Genomic DNA, 19,837 nt, shown 5'->3' on the forward strand with positions numbered 1-19,837 from the left:
CGTAGGCCTGATAAGCGCAGCGCCATCAGGCTGCACGATTGCCGGATGACGGCTTACAAGGAAATGAAAAAGAGATTACAACCATTCCCCGTTGCGAATGACGCCTACCGCCAGCCCTTCAATCGTAAAGCTTTGTTCGCGCAGATCCACCACTATCGGTGTAAACTCGCTGTTTTCCGGCAGCAGCTCCACTTTATTGCCCTGCTTTTTCAGGCGTTTTACTGTCACTTCATCGTCAATGCGAGCGACAACCACCTGGCCATTACGGACGTCCTGCGTTTTATGTACCGCCAGCAAATCCCCATCCATAATACCGATGTCTTTCATCGACATTCCGCTCACGCGCAGCAGGAAATCGGCGCTGGGTTTGAACAGTGAAGGATCGACCTGGTAATGGCCTTCAATATGCTGCTGCGCCAGAAGCGGTTCACCCGCCGCGACACGCCCGACAAGCGGTAATCCGTCCTCTTCTTCCTGTAACAGACGGATACCTCGCGATGCGCCGGAAACAATTTCAAGCACCCCTTTGCGCGCCAGCGCTTTAAGGTGTTCTTCCGCCGCGTTTGGGGAACGGAACCCCAAACGCTGCGCGATTTCCGCACGCGTCGGTGGCATACCTGTCTGGCTGATGTGATCCCGGATGAGATCAAACACCTCTTGTTGCCTGGCCGTTAACGCTTTCATTCCGCCCCCTGGGTGTATATACAGTCATGCTGTGAGTATATACAGTTAAAGGTGATTTTGGAACCACAAACGGCGCAAAAAACAAGAGATTTATAAAATTTGGAACCTTTATCGAAAATGTGACCATAACAGGATGCCCCAGGTCATCAGGGCAACGAAAATAGACAGTAGCACCGCAGCCGATCCCATATCTTTCGCACGGCCGGAAAGCTCATGGTATTCAGAACCGATGCGGTCAACGACCGCTTCAATAGCGCTGTTGAGGATTTCAACAATCATGATAAGTAAAACGGAACCTATCAATAACACACGGGTAATCGCATCCACATCCAGCCAGCAGGCGATGATGACGCCCAGCAATACCGCGAGGCTTTCCTGGCGAAACGCTGCTTCGTGAGTCCATGCGGCGCGAAATCCTTTCCAGGAATATCCTGCCGCTTTGATAATTCTGGTGAATCCAGTGGTATTATTGGCCATCAAAAGAACCTTTTTACATTATTAACGTCAATGACATTATACGGTTGCCCTGCACGATTCGAACTGCCGTAACGCAGCGCGAAGTATGACGGGATACAACAGAAATTCGCTAAACTTTCTGATATCCTTGCACCGCATTTGCATTATTAACCAGAGGCTTTACATCGTTTATGTCCGGCTGGCCACGAATTTACTACAAATTACTGAATTTACCATTAAGCATACTGGTAAAAAGCAAGTCTATTCCGGCGGAACCCGCCCAGGAATTGGGGCTCGATACTTCTCGCCCCATTATGTATGTCTTGCCATACAACTCAAAAGCGGACTTACTGACGCTGCGGGCGCAATGTCTGGCGCACGATCTCCCGGATCCGCTGGAGCCGCTGGAGATCGACGGTGCGCTGCTGCCACGCTATGTATTTATTCACGGCGGACCGCGTGTCTTTACCTATTACACGCCAAAAGAAGAGTCGGTGAAACTTTTTCACGATTATCTCGATCTGCATCGGAGTAATCCGGCTTTGGACGTGCAGATGGTGCCCGTTTCCGTGATGTTTGGCCGCGCGCCGGGTCGTGAAAAGGGAGAAGATAACCCGCCTTTACGTATGCTGAACGGTGTACAGAAATTCTTTGCCATCTCCTGGCTGGGTCGCGATAGCTTTGTCCGATTCTCGCCGTCCGTCTCATTGCGTCGCATGGCTGATGAACACGGCACCGATAAAATCATCGCGCAGAAGCTGGCTCGCGTGGCGCGTATGCACTTTGCTCGCCAGCGCCTGGCGGCGGTTGGCCCACGCCTGCCCGCCCGTCAGGATCTGTTTAACAAACTGCTGGCCTCGAAAGCGATCGCCCGCGCGGTAGAAGACGAAGCGCGCAGTAAGAAAATCTCTCATGAAAAAGCGCAGCAAAACGCCATTGCGCTGATGGAAGAGATCGCGGCGAACTTCTCTTACGAGATGATTCGTTTGACCGACAGGATTTTGGGGTTTACCTGGAACCGACTGTACCAGGGGATTAACGTGCATAACGCCGAGCGCGTACGCCAACTGGCGCACGACGGGCATGAAATCGTCTATGTACCCTGTCACCGCAGCCATATGGACTACTTGCTCCTTTCTTATGTGCTGTACCATCAGGGACTGGTTCCGCCGCACATTGCCGCCGGTATTAACCTTAATTTCTGGCCCGCTGGCCCGATTTTCCGTCGTCTGGGCGCGTTCTTTATTCGTCGCACCTTTAAGGGGAATAAACTCTATTCCACCGTCTTTCGCGAATACCTGGGCGAGCTGTTCAGCCGCGGTTACTCGGTTGAGTATTTTGTCGAAGGAGGACGTTCGCGTACCGGACGTTTGTTAGACCCGAAAACCGGCACCCTGTCGATGACTATCCAGGCGATGCTGCGCGGCGGTACCCGTCCAATTACGTTAGTGCCTATTTACATCGGCTATGAGCACGTCATGGAAGTGGGCACCTATGCGAAAGAACTGCGCGGCGCGACAAAAGAGAAAGAGAGCCTGCCGCAGATGCTGAAAGGCTTGAGCAAGCTGCGCAATCTGGGTCAGGGCTACGTTAACTTTGGCGAACCGATGCCGCTCATGACGTACCTGAACCAGCATGTGCCGGAGTGGCGCGAATCTATCGACCCTATAGAGGCCATACGCCCAGCCTGGCTGACGCCGACGGTAAATAGTATCGCCGCCGATCTGATGGTGCGTATTAACAACGCTGGCGCGGCAAACGCGATGAACCTGTGTTGTACCGCGCTGTTAGCGTCGCGTCAGCGCTCGCTCACCCGCGAGCAGCTCACCGAGCAGCTTGATTGCTATCTCGATCTGATGCGCAATGTCCCTTATTCCACAGACTCAACCGTTCCTGCCGCCAGCGCTGGCGAGCTCATCGCTCACGCGCTGCAGATGAATAAGTTTGAGGTCGAGAAAGACACCATTGGCGATATCATCATTCTGCCGCGCGAGCAGGCGGTGTTGATGACCTACTATCGTAACAATATCGCGCATATGTTGATTATGCCTTCGCTGATGGCGGCGATTATCACCCAGCATCGTCGCATTTCGCGTGATGCGTTGCAGCAGCATGTTGAAGCGCTCTATCCGATGTTAAAAGCGGAGCTGTTCCTGCGCTGGGAGCGCGAGGAGTTAGCCTCGGTCATTGACGCGCTGGCCAGTGAAATGCAGCGTCAGGGGCTAATTACCCTGCAGGATGATGAACTGCATATCAACCCGACGCATTCCCGTACGCTGCAGCTGCTGGCGGCAGGCGCGCGCGAAACGCTACAGCGTTATGCCATTACGTTCTGGCTGTTGAGCGCCAATCCGTCCATCAACCGCAGTACGCTGGAGAAAGAAAGCCGTACCGTGGCGCAACGTCTGTCTGTCCTGCACGGTATTAACGCGCCGGAGTTTTTCGACAAAGCGGTGTTCAGTTCACTCGTGTTGACGCTACGGGATGAGGGTTATATCAGCGATACGGGCGATGCCGAACCGGCAGAAACGATGAAGATATATCAGATGCTTGCCGATCTGATTACCTCTGATGTCCGTCTGACGATTGAAAGCGCGACGCAGGGCGAGTAAGCCAGTGCCTGAAATGCCCGATGGCGTAAGCTTATCGGGCAACTGATATGACGTATTGAAAATTTTGGCTTTGCAGGCCGGGTTCGCCCGGCATGACATCAGAAGTGCCAGTAACTCATCGCCAGCCCTAAAAATAGCACCAGGCCAACGTAGTTATTGTTCATAAAGGCTTTAAAGCAGGCTTCACGTTCACGGTTCGCAATCAGTTTTTGCTGGTAGACAAACAGCGCGCCCGCCACCAGCACAGCCCAGTAATATCCCCATCCCAGACCATTCAACCAGCCGATCAGCGCCATTAACGCCATGACGCCAAGCTGCAGAATCCCGATAATCAATGTGTCATAACAACCAAACAGGATCGCCGTCGATTTAATGCCTATCTTGATATCATCATCTCTGTCGACCATCGCATATTGCGTATCGTAAGCCACTGCCCAGAGAATATTGGCGAGGAACATCAGCCAGCAGCTCAACGGCAGGGATTCGCTCACCGCGGCGAACGCCATGGGGATTGACCAGCCGAAAGCGGCCCCCAGCACGACCTGCGGCAGGTGGGTGTAGCGTTTCATAAAGGGATAAACCCAGGCCAACGCCAGCGCCGCCACGGAAAGCAGAATCGTCATGGCGTTCAGCGTCAGCACCAACAGAAACGCCAGCAGCACCAGCACCACAAACAGGTTGCGCGCTTCTTTCTCTGTCACGGCGCCGCTGGGTAAAGGCCGGTTGACCGTACGTTTTACATGTCCGTCAAATTTACGATCGGCATAATCATTTACCACGCAGCCCGCCGCGCGCATTAACCACACGCCAGCGACAAAAACCGCCAAAATCCACAGCTGAGGCATACCCGGTGTCGCCACCCATAGCGCCCAAAGCGTCGGCCAGAGCAGCAGCAACGCGCCAATAGGCTTATCTGTACGCATCAAACGGTGAAACGCCAGCAGCTTACTCTGCGTCAGACTCCACTCCATCTTTATCTTCCTCTCAGTACAGCGGCGATGCAGGTAAAAAAAGCTCGGTAAGCAACAGCGGTTTTCCGCTCAACCGCAGTCGAGAGCGGCGCCCCCACAGCGTTGCATCGCGTCCAATTTCAATAAAATCGCGGGTCAGTGTCGATGATGTAAATAGATAACGTCCAAGCGGGGTTTTACCCAGATGTTGTAAGACCTGTTCAGGTCCGCACAGCGTGGATTCCGGTACCACGGTACGTCCGGCAAGCCAGGGCTCGCCGTCAGCGCAAAGCAGTATCTCACGTAACCAGTAGCGGGATTCGGATGGCAGTAAACCTGATGCTTCCTCGACCTCACTTTGGCCGACAAACGCTTCCCGAATCAGCGTCACGCTTACCCGCTTTCCCTGCTGCTCAAAACGTTTAGTCATAGAATCTTCCAGCAACAGCCAGTCCAGCAAATGGGGTTCAAGCGCAGGAATCGCATCAAAATAGCGCAGCGCACGCAGTCGCGTTAACGCAGGGTGTGACATGCCTTACTCTCCGATTCATAACCTAAAGTCATTGTATCTCAGAAAAGACATTACGGGGGGCGCAATCACAATTAAGTGATCTGTTGCGCAACAAAAAAATAACAATTCGCATGAAATGACAAAAAAAGGTGCGCCAGGAGACGCACCAGTTGCTGCAAAATCAGCACTGTGGGGAAACAATTACCCCTTGCCTTTTACACTGCTGATAAAGGTGGAACGGGCAGATGTCGATCCCAGACGTTCGGCCTCATCAAGCAGTTTCAGCGCTTTATCGACGTCGCCTTTCGCTACGGCATCCTTAATCGCTTTATTAAAGTAGCTTTCCGTATCGTTCAACATCGGTTCGCTTTTCTTCGGCGCGACTGGCGCTGGCGCAGCGACCGGCGCGGCGGTATTGCCTACCGTTACCGGCCCGGTACCGGACGAGCCAAACAACGGCCCGACCAATACGCTGGAGCTGCTGTTGGTTTTCACCTTCAGTTTCACCACGCCGTCAGTGGTATGGCGAGCAACTGGATCGGGAATATCCGGGATAGAGTTACCGACGCCTTTGGCATAGGCTTTTGCCGGATCGAGCAGCGTAGTGGTTTGCTGAAGATCTTTTTCGGTCGTAAACACCAGAACATAGAGTTTCTGCTGCCCCAACGCAGGCGTCAGGCGCATCACGCCTTCCAGCCGGTCTGCGCTCATGACGCCCGGCTGCTGATAAGTAAAGTAACTGCTGGGGAAGAACGCCGAAGGTGTCATATTTTGGTCAAGAATCAACACGTTTGGCGCAAAAACGCTGGCTTGCTTATTGACCTCGCTGGTCAGAGTTAATGTCAGCTCGCCGATATTCGCCGGAACGCTATAAGCGGCGACCGGGCCGGTAATGCCGGCGACGTCAAGGCGCTGGCCACCCGTCGCCAGTTGGGTAGACTGCGTTTTTGACTGATCTACAGGCGTCCAGGTTAATTGCTGTAGCGCAGCAGCAGGAATAGCGGGCGCGGCGCTGGTATTTTGCGGTACATAGTTCACTTCCGCCAGGCTGATACCCGGCACGCTGGCGAACAGCCCTGCGGTTAAACAGAGGGCGACGAGACTTTTCTTCATTTTCATTATTCTCACCTCAATAAGGCGGGTTCAGCGGTAGCCAGGCAATAGCGCGCCAACCCAAACATATCGCCGAATGGCGGCTGGCGCCTTATTCGGCTTACAAGCATCATCAGACCTGATGTTTCAGAGGGGCTTGCGCCCCTCGTTACGTCAGATGACCATCGTATTACCACCAGATTTCCATCTGGGCGCCGAAGGTCCACTCATCGCTATCGCCACGGCTGTTGGTGGAAATGCCGGAGTTAGTCGCTGCGGCATAACGGGAAATGTTATCGCCGTCTTTGATATAGCCCCATTTCTCATCCCATTTCGCGTAGGTGGCGAAAATACGGATAGCCGGACGCGACCAGATGCTGTCGCCCGCCTGCCACTGTTGCGCCAGGGTGATTTTATATTGATTGTTACGATCGCCGGTCTGCTGAGATTTCACGTTGTCGTAGCCGACTTCCAGCAGGGTACTCATGATTGGCGTCCACTTGTACATTGGACGTACGCCCACGGTCCACCACTCAGTACCCAGGTTATTATCCCAATCGATATTCTGGTACATACCGACGTACATCAAATCCCATTTATCACCAAGCGAGATGGCGCCATGATCCAAAATACGCCACATATTGCCATTATTATTGATGACCTTATTGGCGTAATTAATTTTGGTTCCATCAGGCAATTCTTCAGTGAAAGATGAAGAACCGTCGGAACCGCGCGCCTGGCCTTTACCCTGCGTGGTCATAGCATCGGTGGCATATTGCACGACAAACTTGTTATAGCCTTTCAACATGCTTTGCGTGTGTTCGGCGGTGAACATCCAGCCGTCTTTCGATGCCCCATCAGCCAGCTTATAACCATCGGTCGTATTGGCGCGGCCGTAATCAACGCCCAGCTCCAGTACGCCGTCCGGGTTCGTTTGCAGACCAGCCAGACGTACGTCAAAGACGTCGTTAGCGGTATCTTTCACTTCATCATAAATATTCTGGCTGCTGAAGGTGTAAGAGCCGCCCGCTTCAGTAGACCGGGTCGCCGCCAGTGAAAGCTTACCGAAGCCCAGATCGATATTTTCGATACCCGCACCAGGACCTGAAATATCCCAGTAGTAGAAGTCGATCATGTGTACGTCATGACGCTGATAGAAGCGCTTACCGGCCCAGATGGTAGAGCCCGGCAGCCATTCAATCAGGTTTTTACCCTGCACGTTCGCTTCGCGGAAGGCGGGATCGGTCGATTCCCAGTCGTTCTGCTGGTTAACCGAATAGGCGACGTTGGTGTCGAAATAGAAGCTCTTATCGCCCTCTTTCCACACTTCCTGGCCCAGTTTCAGTTCCGCATAGGTTTCACATTCGTTACCGAGACGGTATTTACTTTGGGCACCTGTTGCCTGGAAACATTGTTGTTCGCCGCCGCTTCCCGTCCAGCCAATACCGGAACGGGCGTAACCGTGGAAATCGACAGCCATTGCCTGAGCGGACATTACGCCCGCTGCGACAGCAACTGCCAGTGGGAGTTTGCGCAGAGTAATCATCATTCTATCTCCTGAGATCATTGCTTTTCTTTAAACGCTGCCACCTTCTAAAACTGCGAATGGTTTTGCGTTTCGTTTTTTTATGGAGGCCTTAAACACCCGGCTCTTGATGCAGACGACGACATGCGCTGCCATCCTCGCGGAACAGATGACAGCGCTCTGGCGGCAGGCCGATAGCGAATGTGGCGCCCTCTTCTACCAACACCACGTCATTCTGGCGATAAACCAGGTTTTGACGGATGGCGGGGATCTGGATATGAATTTGTGTTTCGTGCCCTAACTGCTCGACCACCTGGACTTCGCCTTCCAGGGTGACATCGGCGATATCGCTCGGCAGCAGGTGTTCCGGTCGAATGCCTAAAGACATATTGGCGCCGACCTGCACGCCGCGACTTTCGACCGGCAGCCAGATTTGCTGGCGATTCGGCAGTTCGACCTGGACTTGTTCAATCGCGGTGGCGGTCACTTTCACCGGCAGGAAGTTCATCTTCGGCGAGCCGATGAAGCCCGCGACAAAGCGGTCCGCCGGATAGTGGTACAGCTCCAGCGGCTTACCGACCTGAGCGACGCGACCGGCGTCCAGCACCACGATTTTGTCGGCCAGCGTCATCGCCTCGACCTGATCGTGGGTGACGTAAATCATCGTGCGGCCCAGACGTTTATGCAGGCGAGAAATTTCAATACGCATCTGCACGCGCAGCGCGGCGTCCAGGTTAGAGAGCGGTTCATCCAGCAAAAACACACGCGGCTCCGCCACCAGCGTGCGGCCAATCGCTACGCGCTGACGCTGCCCGCCGGAAAGCGCTTTTGGCTTACGTTCCAGCAGATGCGCCAGTTGCAGCACTTCCGCCACCTGGTTGACGCGTTGATTCATTACCTCTTTTTTGGCGCCCGCCAGCTTGAGGCCGAAAGACATGTTTTCTGCAACGGAGAGATGGGGATAGAGCGCATAAGACTGGAATACCATGCCCACGCCGCGCTCGGCAGGCGGGATATCATTCATACGGGTTTCCCCGATAAACAGGTCGCCACTGGTGATGGTTTCAAGCCCGGCGATCATACGCAGCAAGGTCGATTTACCACAGCCTGACGGTCCGACAAACACCACGAACTCCCCGTCATGGATATCGAGGTTAATATCTTTCGATACCACCACGTCACCCCAGGCTTTCGTTACATTTCGTAGCTGTACGCTCGCCATGCCCTTCTCCCTTCGTTACAACCTGTCATTGACAGCAACATTCATGATGGCCTGACTATGCGCGATCCCTGACTGGGGTAAATCCTCCACCCCCCGGCTTTTTTATGGGGGAGGAGGCGGGAGGATGAGGACACAACGCCTGAGACCACGGGCGCGGACAGAAAAGGAATTTCGTGATGCCGCCCGCAAAAATCGGCGTGTTTTTATGTGCGCCAGCACGCATTACTCACATTTATGTAACACAGATCACATAAAGCCGGGGTGGGGCGTAGGGGCGGGGAGGATGGAAAGAGGTTGTCGTATAAAGAAACTAGAGACCGTTAAACCACCTCTGTGTACATCACCAAAAAGGATGGGAGATATGAAGATTAAAACTGGCGTAGGCATCCTCGCATTATCCGCACTTACGACGATGATGATTTCCGCCCCGGCTCTCGCCAAAATTGAAGAAGGTAAACTGGTTATCTGGATCAACGGCGACAAGGGCTATAACGGTCTGGCCGAGGTCGGTAAAAAATTTGAGCAAGACACCGGCATTAAAGTGACCGTTGAGCACCCGGATAAGCTGGAAGAGAAATTCCCGCAGGTGGCAGCCACCGGCGACGGTCCTGACATTATCTTCTGGGCGCACGACCGTTTTGGCGGCTACGCGCAGTCTGGTCTGCTGGCGGAGGTCACTCCGGATAAAGCGTTTCAGGACAAACTCTATCCGTTCACCTGGGATGCGGTACGCTATAACGGCAAGCTGATCGCCTACCCCATCGCCGTTGAAGCCCTCTCCCTGATTTATAACAAAGACCTCGTCCCGAACCCGCCGAAAACCTGGGAAGAGATCCCGGCGCTGGATAAAGAACTAAAAGCGAAAGGGAAGTCGGCGATAATGTTCAACCTGCAAGAGCCGTATTTCACCTGGCCTTTGATCGCCGCTGACGGCGGTTACGCGTTCAAATTTGAAAACGGCAAGTATGACGTGAAAGACGTTGGCGTCGACAACGCCGGCGCGAAAGCGGGCCTGACTTTCCTGATCGATATGATCAAGAACAAAAATATGAGCGCCGATACCGATTACTCCATCGCCGAAGCAGCCTTCAATAAAGGCGAAACGGCAATGACCATCAACGGTCCGTGGGCATGGTCGAACATCGACAAGAGCAAAGTCAACTACGGTGTCACCCTGCTGCCGACCTTCAAAGGTAAACCCTCGAAACCGTTCGTCGGCGTGCTGAGCGCGGGGATTAACGCTGCCAGCCCGAATAAAGAGCTGGCGAAAGAGTTCCTCGAAAACTACCTGCTGACCGATCAGGGTCTGGAAGCGGTGAACAAAGATAAACCGCTGGGCGCCGTGGCGCTGAAATCTTTCCAGGAGCAGTTAGCGAAAGACCCCCGTATCGCCGCCACCATGGATAACGCCCAGAAAGGCGAGATCATGCCGAATATTCCGCAAATGTCCGCCTTCTGGTATGCGGTACGTACGGCTGTGATCAACGCCGCCAGCGGCCGTCAAACCGTGGATGCCGCGCTGAAAGATGCACAAAGCCGTATCACCAAGTAATGCCGTGAGCCTGTGCCGGATGGCGGCATAAATGCCTTATCCGGCCTACAACACACCGTAGGCCTGATAAGCGCTACGCCATCAGGCACATCTCCGGCCAGGAAGTTTCAACGCTGTAGAGGAAAACCCCCATGGATGTCATTAAAAAGAAACACTGGTGGCAAAGCGACCCGCTTAAATGGTCAGTAATTGGTCTGCTGGGCCTGCTGGTGGGTTACCTTGTAGTTTTAATGTACGTACAAGGGGAGTATCTGTTCGCCATCATGACGCTGATTTTAAGCTCTGCTGGCCTGTATATTTTCGCAAATCGTAAAACCTACGCCTGGCGCTACGTTTACCCAGGCCTCGCCGGCATGGGGCTGTTTGTGCTATTCCCGCTGGTGTGCACCATCGCCATCGCCTTTACTAACTACAGCAGCACCAACCAGCTCACCTTTGAACGCGCCCAGCAAGTGCTGATGGACCGTTCTTATCAGGCAGGAAAAACCTATAACTTCGGTCTTTACCCGGCCGGCGACGAGTGGCAACTGGCCCTCACCGACGGAGAAACGGGCAAACATTATCTGTCTGGCGCATTTTCCTTCGGCGGCGAACAAAAATTACAGCTGAAAGAGACCGATGCCCTGCCGGGCGGCGAACGCGCCAATCTGCGGATAATCACCCAGAACCGTCTGGCGCTGAACCAGATAACCGCCGTCCTGCCGGATGAAAGCAAAGTGATTATGAGCTCGCTGCGTCAGTTTTCCGGTACCCGTCCGCTGTACACACTGGCTGATGACGGCCTGCTTACCAATAACCAGAGCGGCGTAAAATACCGGCCAAATAACGATAGCGGTTATTATCAGTCGATCAACGCCGACGGAAGCTGGGGTGATGAAAAACTCAGTCCTGGTTATACCGTTACTATCGGCGCGAAAAACTTTACGCGCGTCTTTACCGACGAAGGGATCCAGAAGCCTTTTTTCGCTATCTTCGTCTGGACCGTGGTCTTTTCGGTCCTCACTGTGGTGTTAACCGTGGCGGTTGGGATGGTATTGGCCTGCCTCGTACAGTGGGAAGCGCTGAAAGGTAAAGCTATCTACCGCGTCCTGCTGATTCTGCCCTACGCCGTACCGTCGTTTATTTCAATTTTGATTTTCAAAGGGTTATTCAACCAAAGCTTTGGCGAAATCAATATGATGCTGAGCGCGCTGTTTGGCATTAAACCTGCCTGGTTCAGCGACCCCAACACCGCGCGGGCAATGGTGATTATCGTGAATACCTGGCTGGGCTATCCCTACATGATGATCCTGTGCATGGGACTGCTGAAAGCGATTCCGGATGACCTGTACGAAGCCTCCGCAATGGACGGCGCCGGTCCGTTTCAGAATTTCTTTAAGATCACCTTACCGCTGCTGATTAAGCCGCTAACGCCGCTGATGATCGCCAGCTTCGCCTTTAACTTTAATAACTTTGTCCTGATTCAGTTATTGACCAACGGCGGGCCAGACCGTCTCGGCACCACCACGCCTGCCGGTTATACCGATCTGCTCGTCAGCTACACCTACCGTATCGCCTTTGAAGGCGGCGGCGGTCAGGACTTCGGTCTGGCGGCGGCCATTGCCACGCTGATCTTCCTGCTGGTAGGCGCGCTGGCAATAGTGAACCTGAAAGCCACGCGTATGAAGTTTGATTAAGGGAGATAATAACAATGGCTATGGTCCAACCCAAATCTCAGAAACTGCGTCTCTTCATCACGCACCTGGGGCTGCTGATTTTCATCGCGGCGATCATGTTCCCACTGCTGATGGTCATCGCTATCTCGCTACGTGAAGGGAACTTCGCCACCGGAAGCCTGATCCCGGATAAAATCTCCTGGGAACACTGGCGGCTGGCGCTGGGTTTCAGCGTGGAACATGCGGATGGTCGGGTAACGCCGCCTCCCTTCCCGGTCCTGCTGTGGCTGTGGAACTCGGTGAAAATCGCCGGTATTACCGCCATCGGCATCGTGGCGCTCTCCACCACCTGCGCCTACGCTTTCGCACGAATGCGTTTTCCAGGTAAAGCAACACTGCTCAAAGGGATGCTGATTTTCCAGATGTTTCCGGCGGTTTTGTCTCTGGTGGCGCTGTATGCGTTATTTGACCGCCTGGGACAATACATTCCATTTATCGGTCTGAATACGCATGGCGGCGTGATCTTCGCCTATCTCGGCGGCATTGCGCTGCATGTCTGGACGATTAAAGGCTACTTCGAAACTATCGACAGCTCGCTGGAAGAGGCCGCCGCGCTGGATGGCGCAACCCCGTGGCAGGCATTTCGCCTGGTGCTGCTGCCGCTTTCCGTACCGATTCTGGCGGTGGTGTTTATTCTGTCGTTCATCGCGGCGATTACCGAAGTTCCGGTCGCCTCGTTGTTACTGCGCGATGTGGACAGCTATACGCTGGCCGTGGGTATGCAGCAATATCTCAACCCGCAAAACTATTTGTGGGGCGACTTTGCCGCCGCCGCCGTCCTTTCTGCTATTCCTATCACCCTGGTGTTCCTGTTGGCGCAACGTTGGCTGGTCAACGGCCTGACGGCAGGGGGTGTGAAAGGTTAAGTTTTATCGAAGTACCTGCCCGGCAACGGGCAATGCCACTGCCCTCAACTTATGTTATCCCCACTTATGGTCGTATTTTGGCGCTCTTCGGAGCGCTTTTTTTATGCGTTATAGACAGTGGCTAATTTATTGCCACGCCATACGTCCGTTACGGTGTGGCGACGCCTATTCTCGCCGTAGTCGGTTCGAATTACATAACCACAACGTGATAACCAACAGGAGGATCGCCGCCGAATAGAGTAATACATCCATTGGCGTTTTATGATCGACAATGATCAGACGCACAATCGCCGTGATCCCAATGTACACGAAATAGCGCAGCGGAAAGTGAAGGCCAGACTTAAAGTACTTCACAATCAGCGCAATAAATTCGAAATAAAGAAAGTAGATCACCAGCCCTTCCACCAGTTCATATTTGCTGGCTTGCTCAGGCACGAATAATGCGTCCGCCAGATGAACCGTCTCTTTACCGAGAAAAACGACCAGGATCAGACCGAGGGTAAGCAGCCCCAAATTTAGTACGTTTTGTAAAATCGTGGCGATAAACTCAAGACGTGAGCGCGATAATGGCATCATAACAGCCCCCTCTTTCTCTGCGGCGAGGTTTCTGTATAACGCACAAATGTGACGGGCATCTATATTTTTTATTTATGTTTATATTTTGTTCAATAAGATAATTTGCCGGATAGCGCCGTGAACGCCTTATCCGGCCTGAGTATTAACGGAAATTTACGCTCCTGTCACTGGTCATATCATACAGGCCAAACTTACGGCCAAGCTGTTGACCACCGTCACGCGTCAGCGGCGTCCAGCCAATTGCCGCACGACTTCGGGTTGGGCCGGACGAGAAGAGATCCAGCGGCACGGAAACATATACGCCTTTGGTAAAATCCCCTTCCCCATATTCATCCGGCGATGCATCGGTAATCGTCGCGTAACCACCGACAACGACGCCGCTATCGAAGCGTTTGGCGATCTCCAGCGTACCGCCTTTATCGCCCGCCAGATACTGACCAACGCTGGCTTTCACCAGCACATCCTGGGCGAACGACGGCGTCCAGTATGCGGTCAAATGTCCGGTCTTCACGCTGTAATCGGTAAACTTCATCATATCCTGCGCGCTACGCCAGTCACGCTGTTTCACGTAGTTGGCATCCAGGCCAAACGCCCAATTGCTGTCTACCGGGCGATACAGGACTTCCGCCCCGGCACCGCCAAACATGGTCTCCAGATAACCGCCATAGACCTGCCCATAGAAACCATTGCCAAAATACTGGAAGTAGTTGGCCTGTAGGTTATTCACATAAACATCGTTCTGCACATACTCACGGACATGCGTACGCACCCGCGGCAGATGCGAATCCTTCGGCGGATTGGTGTAGTTAAATTTGTCGTAGTTGTTGGCGATATTGGCAAACACGCTGCCCGTGGTGAGCAGATGATCCGTGACCCACAGATCCGCAGTTCCCATTACGCCCAACTGATACATATAGAAGTTTTCCGGGCCGCCTACCGACTGATTCAGCACGGGATCAAGATGAAAATCAACGCGCGACTTGTCGATATACCAACCCTGTTCAGTACTCTCTGGCACGATCGGCTCCACGCGTTTTTGCGCCAGCGGGGTTTCATGTCCCAGCGGTTCGCCTTCCAGATGGCGTTTCAGGCTGGCGACATCGGTTTCAGTGGTGACCTGCGGCAGATTAAGGCGGTTTTCCGTCACGCGGATCGTGCGGATCCCCTCCGGCAGATCGTTCATGACGATCCGGTTAGCGCGCACGATCCCTTCACGGGAGTCGCGGTACTTCACCTGTTCACCGGTAACGTACAGCGTATCGCCTTTGACCTGGATTTTCGGGTCCGCCAGACCGGCATTATATTTCAATAACGTTAATTGATTAGCCACTACCGAATGTTGCAGGATGGCATCCTGCGGCTGTGGTCGGTATTGCGGGCGTGAATTGTCATGATACGCGGGACGTAAATCGTTGAAATTGGTGCGCAGCGTGACGCCAAACATAAAGGTGTTGCCGCGCTCGTAGCTGAGGTTAACGTCGGCCCAATCGGTGACGCGGTAAATGGCGCCGACGTTAAACTTGCTCTTCTGTTCCAGTTTCCCCGCAAAATCCTGCTGATAGTTATTGCCTTCATACTCCAGCTTCAGGCGTAGCGGTTGCCACGGGGTCTGGTATTCCACGCCGCCAAACAGCGAGGCCGGGCCGTGAAACATATCGCTACCGTCGACGGAACCTGCCTCTTTATAACTGTTATCACGCGAACAGAATTTATCACTATACGAACAGAAAGGATTAGACACATTGCCGCTGGTGCCAAGATAGCCCCAGCCGAGACCTAATGAAAAATCAAACGGCCCCCAGGCCTTACTCGCTACAATATATTCCGCATCAAACAGCCCCGTTCCGCCGATATCGCGCGCGCCAACCGCCACCTGCGGCATCCAGTAACTCTCTTCCCACAACCGCAGTTTCACATCAAACGCTTTATCTTTGTAAGTCTGGTCGCCGGAGAATGATTCCACGCTGCTGTACTTTTTCGTACGGACATCGGTATAGCGCAACGTGGTTTCCAGCCACGGGAAAAGCTGAACCGAAGCCGAGTAGTAGCGGTACTGATCGTTATCGCGATAGTTCAGGCTCATCTCCCCTTCACGCGCCATACGCGCTGTCGGCGTTTGCAGCAGGCCCACGCCGCCAAAGTCAGATTGTGAAGGCCCAACAGGGGCTGGATATGTTTCGGCATGGCAGGCCGCGCTAATACCCAGCGCCAGCACGCTGAGCAGATGTGTTTTTTTCATTATTCCGGTATCCGCTGCGTCAGGGTATGAAGAATGTCGGCATTTATCGCCTCCGGCGTGCCGCGCCAAAGGGAATCGGCAAAACCGACAAAAATAATGCTGCCGGGCATTGGCTCGATATGACGTTTATTCCAGTAAGCCACCGGCGCTTTTTGGCTGCGTCCATCAGGGTAAACCACCCAGGCATAGCTACGATCCGCGCCGCTGAGTAAGCGCTGACCCTCGAGATAACTGGCGACGTCCCGCCCAGGGACGAACGGCTGGCTGCCCGGCTGGCTAATCAAGCCAAAGAGCGTCACCTGCGTGGGTTGCGGCCCGACCCAGAGCGTGTAGTGACCTTGCAGCGGCGGGTTACCTCGTTCGCTCACCCGAACTACGTCAGGATCAAGATTCACGAATTGTCTGCCCGTCACCTTCACCGCCTGAATCTGTCGGCGTAGTGTGTTTATTGCCGCCGCCGCATCGCCATCTTCCTCAGCGCTGAGCGCCGCCAGTCGCCCGAGAAGTTCCTGCTGCTGTTGACGCGCCGTCACGGTCGCCTGTTCTTCGCCTATCACCGCCGCAGGCCACCAGCTCGTTGCCAGGCGCGGCTGTCCGACTAAATCGAGCAGACGCTCAGCGTCTGTCAGCGTTTTAGGCTCGCTATTACCCTGGGTAAAAACGGTAACAGTGCCGCTGGCAAAGGCGGATGACGCGATAAAGGTCAGCGCCAGCGCGCTTATCGTCCTTTTCATCATGATTTTGCCGCCTTAATCAGCGTGGTTTTCACCGGAAAGTAATTCGCGCCCAGATACTGTTCCGTCTGGCGAATTTGGCCTTCGCTATCAATCCAGTAGCGATTACGCCAGCGCGTTTGATCGGTCGTCACTTCTTCATCCAGCACCCGCACGGCGGTCTCTTCACTGCCGACGCTAACGCTATCGGTCCCTCGCCATGTAAAAACGGAACGGGCGGTGGCGTAACGCACCTGGCGATGTTCGGTCCAGCCCAGGGTGCGAGTCCAGGTCGCGCCATCGATAATCTGTCCTGGTTTCGCCAGCGGGTCGGCCGCCAGATTATTCACATCGATCAGGTTGTCGCCGCTGAGCAGCGTTTTGACCAGACGGCCATGCTGCGTCACGATCGTCGCGCCATCCTGCGTCACCCATTTCTGCTGCCCGTTTTCCGAGAAAGCGAGCACCACAAACAGTTGAGGACCGCCGTTAAGCTGCATGTACTGGCTGGCATAAGGCATGTTTTGAATATCGTCATCCGTTAGCTGTACGCCTGGCGTACCGAACAAACTGTCCCACAGTGAATCGCCCAGGCCTTTGGTGGTGGCCGAACACGCCTGTAATAGCAGGCAAATCAGGATAAGTGCGAGTCGCTTCACGACGCTTCTCCAGAGGGGCAAAATAACCACACCGGAGTGTGGTTATGGTTAAACGTACCGATACTACTGGGTACTGGTGGTCGTGGTGGTCGTGGTTCCGGTATTAGAACCATCGCCGCCGCCGGTTGCCGCTAACGCGACGCCCACCGCCGAACTTACGGTGCTAACGCTGGTGGCGGAGGAACTTCCCGCCGATACCGACGTCGCTGCCGACCCTGCCGCTTCACCCACCTGAACGGGGGCTGCCGAGACAGATGTCGCCGCAAGCGCGGTTATGGCAAAAATGCCATACAGTACTTTTTTCATCATAATTTCCCTTCATTGAATGAATGGAGATTTACCCAAAAGAATTTCGGGCGCTACCGAGTATACACAACCAAAGCAGGCGGATTATGTCCGGGGGAAATAACAGCGAGGTTTTAGGATAATTAAACTTTAAAGAAGTAACGCCTACATTATTTAATTAACAAACAAATAAAATCAATAAGTTAAAATTAAACTAAAAGACATCGGCATCCGTATAATCTGAAAATAACGCAGAGTGATTTTCTGGTTATTGCTTATTTTAGGATTAAGCTCAATATAAAATTGTGGGGATAAAGACGGACAAGCGGAATTATCTTATAAAAAAAGCCGATGTGAATATCGGCCTTTTTATTATCTTATTCTCTTTTTGCCGGATGGCGGCGAAACGCCTTACCCGGCCTACAGACGCTATGCATTACGTAGACCGGATAAGCGCAGCGCCATCAGGCGCGCCATGCTTTATAACGGTTAATCAGACCGTTAGTAGAGCTATCATGGGACGAAATAGCTTTATCATCGCCCAGCTCCGGCAGAATACGGTTAGCCAACTGTTTACCCAACTCAACGCCCCACTGATCGAAAGTAAAGATGTTCAGGATGACGCCCTGCGTAAAGATTTTATGCTCATACAACGCAATCAGCGCGCCCAGGCTGAACGGCGTAATTTCGCGCAGCAGGATAGAGTTGGTCGGGCGGTTGCCTTCAAACACTTTGAATGGCACAACGTGTTCGAGCTGCGCCGGATCTTTACCCTGATCGCGATATTCCTGCTCAACCACCTCGCGGGATTTACCAAACGCCAGCGCTTCGGTCTGCGCGAAGAAGTTAGACAGCAGCTTCTGATGATGATCGGATAGCGGGTTATGGGTGATAGCCGGGGCGATAAAATCACACGGCACCATTTTAGTACCCTGGTGAATCAATTGATAAAACGCGTGCTGACCGTTGGTGCCTGGTTCGCCCCAGATAATTGGGCCTGTCTGGTAATCCACGGCGTTGCCGTTACGGTCAACGTATTTACCGTTGGATTCCATGTTACCCTGCTGGAAGTAGGCGGCGAAACGGTGCATATACTGGTCATACGGCAGAATGGCTTCGGTTTCCGCGCCGAAGAAATTATTGTACCAGATGCCAATCAACGCCAGCAGAATGGGTAGGTTTTTCTCCGCCGGAGTGGTGGAGAAATGCTTGTCCATCGCGTGCGCGCCGGAAAGCAGCTCGACAAAGTTGTCGAAACCGACGGACAGAATAATGGACAGCCCGATGGCAGACCACAGCGAGTAACGACCACCGACCCAGTCCCAGAATTCGAACATATTGGCCGTGTCGATACCAAATTCGCCGACCGCTTTGGCGTTGGTGGAGAGCGCAGCAAAGTGTTTCGCCACGTGTTTTTCATCGCCTGCACTTTTCAGGAACCAGTCGCGCGCGCTGTGGGCGTTGGTCATGGTTTCCTGCGTGGTGAAGGTTTTCGACGCCACCAGGAACAGAGTCGTTTCCGGGTTCACTTTTTTCAGCACTTCAGCGATGTGGGTACCATCAACGTTAGAGACGAAGTGCATAGTCAGATGATTTTTATACGGACGCAGCGCTTCGGTCACCATGAACGGGCCGAGGTCGGAACCGCCGATACCGATGTTCACCACGTCGGTGATGGCCTTACCGGTGTAGCCTTTCCACTGACCGGAGATAATCGCTTGCGAGAAAGTTTTCATCTTCTCAAGTACGGCGTTCACTTCCGGCATCACATCTTTGCCGTCCACGATGATCGGCGTATTGCTACGGTTACGCAGCGCCACGTGCAGCACGGCGCGATCTTCGGTGCGGTTGATCTTCTCGCCGGAGAACATGGATTTAATCGCGCCGGCCAGATCGGTCTCTTTCGCCAGATCCTGTAATTTTGCCAGCGTCTCTTCGGTGATGCGGTTTTTGGAGAAATCCACCAGCATCAGATCGTCAAACGTCGCGGAAAATTTAGCGAAACGGTCGCTATCGTTCGCGAAGAGCTCAGCGATCGTAACGTCTTTCATTTCGTCGTAGTGTTTCTGGAGCGCCTGCCAGGCAGAAGTCTGCGTTGGATTGATGTTTTTCATTAGCAATACTCTTCTGATTTGAGAATTGTGACTGGGATCGATTGTAACGCCAGTCACAGAAAAGTG

General features: G+C 53.5%; 17 protein-coding genes. 4 read left to right on the forward strand and 13 right to left on the reverse strand.

Translation table 11 applies throughout. From position 1 onward, the window contains the following. Positions 1-75: 75 nt before the first annotated feature. Positions 76-684: a transcriptional repressor LexA gene (gene lexA / locus ABVN36_RS22105; protein ID WP_000646079.1), complete on the reverse strand. Its 609-nt coding sequence runs from the start codon at positions 682-684 to the stop codon at positions 76-78. A gap of 108 nt (positions 685-792) precedes the next feature. Continuing rightward, positions 793-1,161: a diacylglycerol kinase gene (locus ABVN36_RS22110; RefSeq protein ID WP_000002902.1), complete on the reverse strand. Its 369-nt coding sequence runs from the start codon at positions 1,159-1,161 to the stop codon at positions 793-795. A gap of 170 nt (positions 1,162-1,331) precedes the next feature. Here ABVN36_RS22110 and plsB point away from each other — a divergent pair, with 170 nt between their 5' ends. Continuing rightward, a complete protein-coding gene (plsB, locus tag ABVN36_RS22115; protein ID WP_000017360.1) occupies positions 1,332-3,752 on the forward strand; it encodes a glycerol-3-phosphate 1-O-acyltransferase PlsB in 2,421 nt (806 codons plus the stop codon). A 98-nt stretch (positions 3,753-3,850) separates the two neighbouring features. Here plsB and ubiA read toward each other — a convergent pair whose 3' ends face one another. The 5 genes from ubiA to malK form a co-directional block, all read right to left on the reverse strand. Further along, positions 3,851-4,723 (reverse strand): 4-hydroxybenzoate octaprenyltransferase, encoded by an 873-nt coding sequence (ubiA, locus tag ABVN36_RS22120; protein WP_023138082.1) that lies wholly within the window; start codon positions 4,721-4,723, stop codon positions 3,851-3,853. 13 nt (positions 4,724-4,736) lie between these two features. Continuing rightward, entirely contained in the window at positions 4,737-5,234 is a 498-nt protein-coding gene (gene ubiC, locus ABVN36_RS22125) for a chorismate lyase (RefSeq protein ID WP_000019230.1), read from the reverse strand. Between the two features lie 180 nt (positions 5,235-5,414). Further along, on the reverse strand, positions 5,415-6,332 hold the full coding sequence (malM, locus tag ABVN36_RS22130; RefSeq protein WP_000782497.1) for a maltose operon protein MalM: 918 nt from the start codon (positions 6,330-6,332) through the stop codon (positions 5,415-5,417). Positions 6,333-6,495: 163 nt separating this feature from the next. Next, a complete protein-coding gene (locus ABVN36_RS22135; protein ID WP_000973644.1) occupies positions 6,496-7,854 on the reverse strand; it encodes a maltoporin in 1,359 nt (452 codons plus the stop codon). 88 nt (positions 7,855-7,942) lie between these two features. After that, the gene (gene malK, locus ABVN36_RS22140; RefSeq protein WP_000179176.1) at positions 7,943-9,052 is read right to left on the reverse strand and encodes a maltose/maltodextrin ABC transporter ATP-binding protein MalK; all 1,110 of its coding nucleotides are present in this window, start codon (positions 9,050-9,052) and stop codon (positions 7,943-7,945) included. Positions 9,053-9,413: 361 nt separating this feature from the next. Between malK and malE the strand changes: the two genes are divergently transcribed. The 3 genes from malE (at position 9,414) to malG (ending at position 13,185) form a co-directional block, all read left to right on the forward strand. Then, the gene (malE, locus tag ABVN36_RS22145) at positions 9,414-10,604 is read left to right on the forward strand and encodes a maltose/maltodextrin ABC transporter substrate-binding protein MalE (RefSeq protein WP_000695415.1); all 1,191 of its coding nucleotides are present in this window, start codon (positions 9,414-9,416) and stop codon (positions 10,602-10,604) included. Between the two features lie 131 nt (positions 10,605-10,735). Further along, entirely contained in the window at positions 10,736-12,280 is a 1,545-nt protein-coding gene (gene malF / locus ABVN36_RS22150) for a maltose ABC transporter permease MalF (protein WP_023138083.1), read from the forward strand. 14 nt (positions 12,281-12,294) lie between these two features. Beyond that, positions 12,295-13,185, forward strand: coding sequence for a maltose ABC transporter permease MalG (gene malG, locus ABVN36_RS22155; RefSeq protein ID WP_001252081.1), 891 nt, complete (start codon positions 12,295-12,297; stop codon positions 13,183-13,185). A gap of 165 nt (positions 13,186-13,350) precedes the next feature. Here malG and psiE read toward each other — a convergent pair whose 3' ends face one another. The 6 genes from psiE to pgi form a co-directional block, all read right to left on the reverse strand. After that, positions 13,351-13,761: a phosphate-starvation-inducible protein PsiE gene (psiE, locus tag ABVN36_RS22160; RefSeq protein WP_000982752.1), complete on the reverse strand. Its 411-nt coding sequence runs from the start codon at positions 13,759-13,761 to the stop codon at positions 13,351-13,353. 142 nt (positions 13,762-13,903) lie between these two features. Further along, positions 13,904-16,000 (reverse strand): YjbH domain-containing protein, encoded by a 2,097-nt coding sequence (locus ABVN36_RS22165; RefSeq protein WP_000750805.1) that lies wholly within the window; start codon positions 15,998-16,000, stop codon positions 13,904-13,906. Continuing rightward, on the reverse strand, positions 16,000-16,737 hold the full coding sequence (locus tag ABVN36_RS22170) for a capsule biosynthesis GfcC family protein (protein ID WP_023138084.1): 738 nt from the start codon (positions 16,735-16,737) through the stop codon (positions 16,000-16,002). The genes ABVN36_RS22165 and ABVN36_RS22170 overlap by 1 nt, the downstream gene beginning before the upstream one ends. Beyond that, positions 16,734-17,372 (reverse strand): YjbF family lipoprotein, encoded by a 639-nt coding sequence (locus ABVN36_RS22175; protein WP_000824807.1) that lies wholly within the window; start codon positions 17,370-17,372, stop codon positions 16,734-16,736. The genes ABVN36_RS22170 and ABVN36_RS22175 overlap by 4 nt, the downstream gene beginning before the upstream one ends. A gap of 63 nt (positions 17,373-17,435) precedes the next feature. Continuing rightward, the gene (yjbE, locus tag ABVN36_RS22180) at positions 17,436-17,678 is read right to left on the reverse strand and encodes an exopolysaccharide production protein YjbE (protein ID WP_001541297.1); all 243 of its coding nucleotides are present in this window, start codon (positions 17,676-17,678) and stop codon (positions 17,436-17,438) included. Between the two features lie 443 nt (positions 17,679-18,121). Then, positions 18,122-19,771: a glucose-6-phosphate isomerase gene (gene pgi, locus ABVN36_RS22185; protein WP_000790033.1), complete on the reverse strand. Its 1,650-nt coding sequence runs from the start codon at positions 19,769-19,771 to the stop codon at positions 18,122-18,124. Between the last annotated feature and the right edge of the window lie 66 nt (positions 19,772-19,837).

This window comes from Salmonella sp. SJTUF15581 (assembly GCF_043356775.1).
Taxonomy (GTDB): Bacteria; Pseudomonadota; Gammaproteobacteria; order Enterobacterales; family Enterobacteriaceae; genus Salmonella; species Salmonella enterica.

Excerpts from the sequence above, each read along its gene's own strand:
- lexA (WP_000646079.1), bottom strand. The coding sequence starts at position 684 with ATGAAAGCGTTAACGGCCAGGCAACAAGAGGTGTTTGATCTCATCCGG.
- ABVN36_RS22110 (WP_000002902.1), bottom strand. The coding sequence starts at position 1,161 with ATGGCCAATAATACCACTGGATTCACCAGAATTATCAAAGCGGCAGGA.
- plsB (WP_000017360.1), top strand. The coding sequence starts at position 1,332 with ATGTCCGGCTGGCCACGAATTTACTACAAATTACTGAATTTACCATTA.
- ubiA (WP_023138082.1), bottom strand. The coding sequence starts at position 4,723 with ATGGAGTGGAGTCTGACGCAGAGTAAGCTGCTGGCGTTTCACCGTTTG.
- ubiC (WP_000019230.1), bottom strand. The coding sequence starts at position 5,234 with ATGTCACACCCTGCGTTAACGCGACTGCGTGCGCTGCGCTATTTTGAT.
- malM (WP_000782497.1), bottom strand. The coding sequence starts at position 6,332 with ATGAAAATGAAGAAAAGTCTCGTCGCCCTCTGTTTAACCGCAGGGCTG.
- ABVN36_RS22135 (WP_000973644.1), bottom strand. The coding sequence starts at position 7,854 with ATGATGATTACTCTGCGCAAACTCCCACTGGCAGTTGCTGTCGCAGCG.
- malK (WP_000179176.1), bottom strand. The coding sequence starts at position 9,052 with ATGGCGAGCGTACAGCTACGAAATGTAACGAAAGCCTGGGGTGACGTG.
- malE (WP_000695415.1), top strand. The coding sequence starts at position 9,414 with ATGAAGATTAAAACTGGCGTAGGCATCCTCGCATTATCCGCACTTACG.
- malF (WP_023138083.1), top strand. The coding sequence starts at position 10,736 with ATGGATGTCATTAAAAAGAAACACTGGTGGCAAAGCGACCCGCTTAAA.
- malG (WP_001252081.1), top strand. The coding sequence starts at position 12,295 with ATGGCTATGGTCCAACCCAAATCTCAGAAACTGCGTCTCTTCATCACG.
- psiE (WP_000982752.1), bottom strand. The coding sequence starts at position 13,761 with ATGATGCCATTATCGCGCTCACGTCTTGAGTTTATCGCCACGATTTTA.
- ABVN36_RS22165 (WP_000750805.1), bottom strand. The coding sequence starts at position 16,000 with ATGAAAAAAACACATCTGCTCAGCGTGCTGGCGCTGGGTATTAGCGCG.
- ABVN36_RS22170 (WP_023138084.1), bottom strand. The coding sequence starts at position 16,737 with ATGATGAAAAGGACGATAAGCGCGCTGGCGCTGACCTTTATCGCGTCA.
- yjbE (WP_001541297.1), bottom strand. The coding sequence starts at position 17,678 with ATGAAAAAAGTACTGTATGGCATTTTTGCCATAACCGCGCTTGCGGCG.
- pgi (WP_000790033.1), bottom strand. The coding sequence starts at position 19,771 with ATGAAAAACATCAATCCAACGCAGACTTCTGCCTGGCAGGCGCTCCAG.